Genomic DNA, 6,529 nt, shown 5'->3' on the forward strand with positions numbered 1-6,529 from the left:
ATTTCCGCATCACTATAAAGCAATTATTCGGCTTTTTTGCATCAAAGAAAAATCCTAAGCTTGCCTCCTCGAAAGCCCGCTGAGCCCATGCCATGAATTCCGCCTGCCCCCATGCCCCCTCCCTGGATGCCCCACCCGCCGCCGCCGGCTGGCTGCCGCTCGTCACGCTGGCGATCGGCTTCGTCATGGCCATGCTGGACGTCACCGTCGTCAACGTCGCCCTGCCCAGCATTGCGCTGCAATTCACCGTGCCCCTGACGGATCTGGTCTGGATCGTCGATGGCTATACGCTCACCTTCGCCGCCCTGCTCCTCGTCGCGGGCGCGCTGGCCGACCGCTACGGGGCCAAAACCATATACCTGGCAGGCCTGGGCGTCTTTACCTTTGCGTCCCTGCTTTGCGGCCTGGCGCCGGATGCGGACATCCTCATCCTGGCCCGCATGCTCCAGGGCCTGGGCGCGGCCTTGTTCATGCCCAGCTCCCTGAGCCTGCTGACCCACGCCTATGACGACGAGCACATGCGCAACCGCATGCTGGCCGCCTGGTCGGCGATCGTGGCGGTAGCGGGCGCGGCCGGCCCGCTGATGGGCGGCATGCTGATCCACCAGTTCGGCTGGCGCGGGATCTTCCTCATCAATATCCCGCTGGGGATCGTGGGGCTGTGGCTGGCCCGCCGCCGCATCCAGGCCGCGCCCCGCCGGCCGCGCGCGCTCAATCCGCTGAGCCACCTTCTGGGCATCATCGCGCTGTCTTCGCTGTGCTTCGCGCTGATCCAGGGCAACGCCTATGGCTGGACCTCCAGCCGCATCGCAATCGCCGCCGCCCTGTTCCTGGGCAGCGCGACGCTGCTGGTCCGGCGCGAGCGCCGCCACGCCGAGCCCATCATTCCACGCGCGCTTTTCGCAACCACGCAATTCGCGGCGGCCAACGGCATCGGCTTTTTGATCAATCTGGCCTCCTACGGCCAACTCTTCCTGCTCAGCCTGTTCCTGCAGCAGGCGCGCGGCGCCGACGCCCTTCAGACAGGCATCCAGCTGGTTCCGATGCTGGCGGTATTTTCCATCGGCAATCTCATCTCCAGCCGGATGTCGGCGCGCTGGAACGTATCGGCCTCGCTGCTGGGCGGCATGTCGCTTGCCGCGGCCATGAGCGCGGTCGCCATCTTCACGGTCACGCCGGGCGTTCCTTACTGGCCGTTCGCCGCCATCGTCGCGCTGGCCAACCTCGGCGTGGGCATCGCCGTGCCGGCTATGACCAGCGTAGTCATGCAGGTATCGGGAAAAAACCATGCGAACAGCGCCGCGGCGACGCTGAACGCCAACCGCCAGTCGGGCGCGCTGGTGGGCGTCGCCTTGATGGGCACCATCCTGCACCTCATGCCGGACTGGCGCGGCGCCCTGCCCGTGGCCTATGTGATCATCGCCGCGAGCTATCTGGTGGCCGTGGTTCTGGGATCTCGGCATCTGCGCCGCGCCCGGAACGCCTGAACGGCAGCCGTACCCTCAAACGGACGCGGCGGGCAGAATGGCCACGCCGCGTCCCGCGAAATAGCGGTCGAACGTGGCCAGCGGCAATTCGACATCGGCTTGCGAGCCCGGCTCGCCCGAGGGGTTGTGGAACCTCACCGAGCCCGGGGTGGCGCGGGTCAGCAGCACCAGATGCCCGCCCTTCTTCGGCGGCTCCCTGTCCGGCCAGCGGATCCAGGGATGGACCGAAGCCATGAAGTATTCGGCCTGGCCCATCAACGCGGGCAGTTCATCGGTCCGCAAGCCCACATGCACCTTGGCGTCCAGGCCGAACACCTCGGCCACGTAGCGCACGAACGGCGCGTATATCATCCCATTGATGCGCTCGCCGTCCACGGTGTAGGCGCCATAGGGCAAACTGCGGCGCGCCAGCTCCAGGACGGGATGGCGGCCCGCGCCGCGCGCCGCCAGCACCATGTTCAGGCAGGCCATGCCGCAGACGTGGCTGGCCCAGCGCGCGTACTCATCCACATCGCGCGCGCCAGAATCCCGCCACCCGGGGTCATCGGCCAGCGCCAGCTCGCCACGGATGATCTGGCCGGCCAAATGCGCCGACGCCCACTGGCAGCAGTACGGCACGGCGGATAGGCGGTCGGGCGTCTCGTGCATCCAGGGGCTCCGGCGAATCAGGGGAAAGCGTTATCTTGCCCGCGCCCGCTTCGCGTGGCAACGCTCCGGCGTTTGCTTCACAATGCTCCTATCCACGCAACCAGGAGACCCGCATGTCCAGTCCCGCCACGCCGCTTCCGCCCGCCATCCGCCGCGTCGCCATCGTGGGCGCCGGCACCATAGGCGCCAGTTGGGCCGCGTTGTTCCTTGCCCGCGGCCTGGAAGTGGTCGTCAGCGATCCGGCCGCCGACGCCGAATCCCAGACACGGGCCCGCGTGCAGGCCGCCTGGCCCGTGCTGACCGAACTGGGCCGCGTGCTTCCGGACGCATCGCCCAGCGCGCTGACGTTTGAACCGGACCTGGAAACGGCGCTGGCCGGCGTGGACTTCGTCCAGGAGAACGGCCCGGAACGCGAAGACTTCAAGACTGAACTGTTCGCGCGCATGGATGCGGCGCTGCCGCCCCACGTCATCGTCGCATCGAGTTCGTCCGGCCTCATCATGAGCCGCTTGCAGTCGCGCTGCCGGCATCCTTCCCGCTTCGTCATCGGGCATCCGTTCAATCCGCCCCACCTGATTCCGCTGGTCGAGGTCGTGGGAGGCGAACAGACATCGGCGGACACGATCGACCGCTGCATCGCCTTCTACCGGAACATGGGCAAGTACCCCATCCGCCTGAACAAGGAAGTTCCAGGGCACATCGCAAACCGACTGCAGGCCGCGCTCTGGCGCGAAGCCATCCATCTGGCGGCCGAAAACGTCGCCAGCGTCGCCGATATCGACGCCGCGGTCTCACAGGGCCCCGGCCTGCGCTGGGCGCTGTTCGGCCCGCACATGACGTTCAACCTGGGCGGCGGCGAGGGCGGCCTGGCGAATTTCATGAACCATCTGCTCGGCCCCGTGCAAACCTGGTGGGACGATCTGGGCGCGCCGGACGTTAGCCCCGAACTGCAACAGCGGCTGATCGAGGGCGTCAAGGCCGAGGCGGAAAATCGCAGCATCGCGGACCTGGTCGTGGCCCGGGATGCGCAGTTGACCGCGCTGCTTAAAACCTTGCAACGCTGACCCCGTCCCCAGTCTTCTATTTCATCAATCCCCAGGAATCCATCCGCATGATTTCCGTGACGCAAGACATCGAACGCTCCCGCTACACGGCCACCGTCGAGGGTGTGCTGTGCGTGCTGGACTACCATCTGCAAGGCACCATCATGACGATCACCCATACGGGCGTTCCCAGCCAGGTGGGCGGCCGCGGCATCGCCGCGGAACTCACCCGTCATGCGCTGGAGTCTGCGCGCTCCAATGGCTGGAAAGTGCGGCCGCTGTGCTCGTATGCCGAGGTCTATATGCGTCGCCATCCCGAATACGACGACCTGCGGGCCTGAAAGGCGGCGGCGCACTCATCGTGGCAAAACTTCCAACCCAAGCCGCCTCGGCCTGCCCTTGCGGCGGCCCCAGGAACTATGCCGATTGCTGCGGCCGCTGGCACGACGGGCCGCTCGCCATGCAGGCGCCCACCGCCGAAGCGTTGATGCGCTCGCGCTACAGCGCCTTCGTGCTGGACAAGCTGCCCTATCTGCTCGCTACCTGGCATTCCAGCACTCGCCCCGCGGCGCTCGAACCCAATCCTCCCGACCTGAAGTGGCTGGGGTTGGCGGTCAAGAAAGCGCAGGTACAGGACGCGGATCACGCCACCGTGGAATTCGTCGCCCGCAGCCGCCAGGCCGGCCGCGCCCACCGCCTGCACGAACTCAGCCGCTTCGTGCGGGAAGACGGCAGGTGGTATTACGTGGACGGCGATCTGAACTGAACGCCGTCCATCACGCGGCCTCGGGCAGGCCGGCGCGGCCGATGGCTTGCTTCAGCGCCTCCACCAGATGCTGTTCCGCCGCGCTCAGCGTGCGCGGGTTCCCGACGATAGCCAGTTCCGTCGGCGGCACCGGCGCAAAACCCGTCTCCTCATCCAGCACCTCATGCGTATCGAGGCGCGCAAACGCCGGCAATAGGCTGACGCCGAGCCCGGCGGCGACCGCGGCCTGCACTCCCGACAGGCTGGGGCTGTGATACGCGATATGCCACGGCCGGCCTGCGCTCTCCAAGGCGTAGATCACGCGCTTGCGATAGATACAGCCTTGCGGAAACAGGACCAGCGGCACCGAGGCGCACTCCTGAAACCGCTGCCCGCCGCCCACCCACAGCAATTTCTCCGGCCAGGCCGCAAGGCACGGCCCATCGCCCGGCTCGCGCTTGACCAGCGCCAGGTCCAGCTCGCCCGAGGCCAGTCCGCGGCGTAAATCCATGCTCATGCCGCTGCTCGTTTCCAGGCGCACGTCGGCATGTCCCGCGGCGAACCCGGCCAGCAGCGCGGTCAGCCGCGACACGTCGAAGTCCTCCGGTATGCCCAGCCGCAGCACGCGGGTCTTGCGGGGAGCCGATAGCACGTGCTCGGCTTCGCCGGCGATGGCCAGCAGGCGGCGCGCATAAGCCACCAGCAGTTCGCCGTCCTCCGTGGCCGAGACATTGCCGCCGGCCCTGTCTCTCAGAAGCAGCGTCTTGCCGACGTTCTGTTCCAGCTTGCGCACCTGCTGGCTGACGGTCGATTGCGTGCGATGCACCCTGCTTGCCGCCCGCGTGAAGCTGCCTTCGTCCACGACGCAAACCAGGGTTCTCAGAAGTTCCAGATCCAGCATGGCGGGGCTCGTTATTGATTAATCAACTGAACTGAGTTCAATAATTAATTTTACAACTTAACCCGGCAGCTCCTACGCTGGAACCTCTCTCTCATCGCTGCGCGGATCTATCCAAGGAACCGATATGCCCCTGGCGCACCTGCCCCGTCCTCAATGGCTTACCTTCGATTGCTACGGAACCCTCATTCAGTGGGATGAAGGCCTGCAGGCCGCCGTTGCCCGCATCCTCTCCGCCAATCCAGCCGCGCCGGAGGGTACGCCCACCCCCAGGCAATTCCTGCATATCTATGACGGGTACGAACATCGGCTGGAGCGCGAACAGCCGCAACGCCGCTTCGCGGACATCAGCGGCGAAGCACTGCGCCTGACCATGCAGGAACTGGGGCTCGAATACCGGCCCGAGTACGCAGAGATGCTGGTCTCCAGCATTTCCGCCATGCCGCCCTTTCCCGAGGTGGTGGGTGCGCTGGCGGCGCTCAAGGAGGCCGGTTTCCGGACATGCATCGTCTCCAACACCGACGACGACATCATCGCCGGCAACGTTGCGCAGCTGGGCGGCCATATCGACCGTGTCGTGACGGCCGAACAGGCCGGCGCCTACAAGCCGTCGCGCCAGATATTCGCCCACGCCCATGCCGGCCTCGGGGTGACGACGGACGAGGTGGTCCACATTTGCGCCAGCCCTCATCTGGATCATGCGGCCGCGCGCGACATAGGTTTTCGTTGCGTCTGGATCGACCGCGGCACGGGCCGCAAGCTCTTGCCTGACTATCGGCCGGACGCTACCGTAGCAACTTTGGACCGCGTTCCCGATCTGTTCCGCGACGCCGGATGGCTATGAACGGCGCGCGACTTCCTTCAACTCCCCATCCCTGAAAGGCAGCCATGAACCAAGAACCCCATTTCGCCGACGCGCTCTTCCATGCCGAACCCGTGGCGGCGTTGCGCGCCGACCTGGCTCTCGCGCTGCGGGCGGCGGCCGCCCACGGATTGGGGGAAGGCGTCTGCAATCATTTCAGCGTGGCGCTGCCCGGCGATCCGGACCATTTCCTGCTCAATCCGCGAGGGCTGATGTGGAACGAGGTGCAGGCGGATGACATCGTGCTGGTCGATGCCCACGGCAACAAGCTCGCAGGCCGCCATGAGGTCGAGCCCACGGCCATGTACATCCATGCCGCAATCCATCGCATCGCCGGCAAAGCCTGTGTACTGCACACCCACATGCCATATGCCACCGCCCTGACGCTCATTTCCGATCGCGCGCTGGATACCACCCTGTCGCAAAACGCCATGCGATTCCACGGCCGTCTGGCCATCGACGAGCACTACAACGGTCTCGCGCTGGACGCCGGCGAAGGGGAACGCATCGCCCGCGCCATGCAGGGAGCGGATATCGTTTTCCTCGGCAACCATGGCGTGGTCGTCTGCGGCGAGCGCATGGACTACGCGTACGACGACCTCTTCTTCCTGGAACGCGCCTGTACCGCTCAGGTGCTTGCACAGTCCACCGGCAGGCCGCTGGTTCCGGTCAATCCCGAACTCGCCGCCAGGGTTGCTGCCCAGGTACAGGGCGAACGGCTGCAATCCGAGTTGTTCTTCGCGGCGTTGCGCCGCCAGTTGCCCTGATCTTTCCAGGTGGCGCCGCACCCAGGGCGGCGCCATTGCGGCGCCCCAAAAACAAAACCCCACAGGATGTACCTGTGGG

The 6,529-nt window shown here is 66.1% G+C and carries 8 protein-coding genes; 6 read left to right on the top strand and 2 right to left on the bottom strand.

Features of this window, described 5'->3' with window-relative positions; translation table 11 throughout:
• Positions 1-92: 92 nt before the first annotated feature.
• A complete protein-coding gene (locus tag JL37_RS02730; protein WP_043541790.1) occupies positions 93-1,487 on the top strand; it encodes an MFS transporter in 1,395 nt (464 codons plus the stop codon).
• A 15-nt stretch (positions 1,488-1,502) separates the two neighbouring features.
• Here the strand turns inward: JL37_RS02730 and JL37_RS02735 are convergent, their stop codons facing one another.
• Positions 1,503-2,135, bottom strand: coding sequence for a hypothetical protein (locus JL37_RS02735; RefSeq protein WP_043541793.1), 633 nt, complete (start codon positions 2,133-2,135; stop codon positions 1,503-1,505).
• A gap of 113 nt (positions 2,136-2,248) precedes the next feature.
• On the opposite strand from JL37_RS02735, the gene JL37_RS02740 reads away from it, so the two are divergent.
• The 3 genes from JL37_RS02740 to JL37_RS02750 are packed head-to-tail and all read left to right on the top strand — an operon-like array spanning position 2,249 to position 3,944.
• Positions 2,249-3,199, top strand: coding sequence for a 3-hydroxyacyl-CoA dehydrogenase NAD-binding domain-containing protein (locus JL37_RS02740; protein ID WP_043541794.1), 951 nt, complete (start codon positions 2,249-2,251; stop codon positions 3,197-3,199).
• 47 nt (positions 3,200-3,246) lie between these two features.
• Complete coding sequence (locus tag JL37_RS02745) at positions 3,247-3,519, top strand: GNAT family N-acetyltransferase (RefSeq protein WP_043541795.1); 273 nt, start codon at positions 3,247-3,249, stop codon at positions 3,517-3,519.
• A gap of 20 nt (positions 3,520-3,539) precedes the next feature.
• Positions 3,540-3,944: a YchJ family protein gene (locus JL37_RS02750; RefSeq protein ID WP_043541797.1), complete on the top strand. Its 405-nt coding sequence runs from the start codon at positions 3,540-3,542 to the stop codon at positions 3,942-3,944.
• A 10-nt stretch (positions 3,945-3,954) separates the two neighbouring features.
• Here JL37_RS02750 and JL37_RS02755 read toward each other — a convergent pair whose 3' ends face one another.
• Positions 3,955-4,824 carry a LysR substrate-binding domain-containing protein gene (locus JL37_RS02755; protein ID WP_043541799.1) on the bottom strand — a complete coding sequence of 290 codons (870 nt, stop codon included), beginning with the start codon at positions 4,822-4,824 and terminating at the stop codon, positions 3,955-3,957.
• A 124-nt stretch (positions 4,825-4,948) separates the two neighbouring features.
• Here JL37_RS02755 and JL37_RS02760 point away from each other — a divergent pair, with 124 nt between their 5' ends.
• Positions 4,949-5,665: a haloacid dehalogenase type II gene (locus tag JL37_RS02760; RefSeq protein WP_043541801.1), complete on the top strand. Its 717-nt coding sequence runs from the start codon at positions 4,949-4,951 to the stop codon at positions 5,663-5,665.
• Positions 5,666-5,709: 44 nt separating this feature from the next.
• On the top strand, positions 5,710-6,450 hold the full coding sequence (locus JL37_RS02765; protein ID WP_043541802.1) for an aldolase: 741 nt from the start codon (positions 5,710-5,712) through the stop codon (positions 6,448-6,450).
• Positions 6,451-6,529 lie beyond the last annotated feature (79 nt).

This window comes from Achromobacter sp. RTa, from assembly GCF_000757485.1.
Classification (GTDB): domain Bacteria; phylum Pseudomonadota; class Gammaproteobacteria; order Burkholderiales; family Burkholderiaceae_B; genus Achromobacter.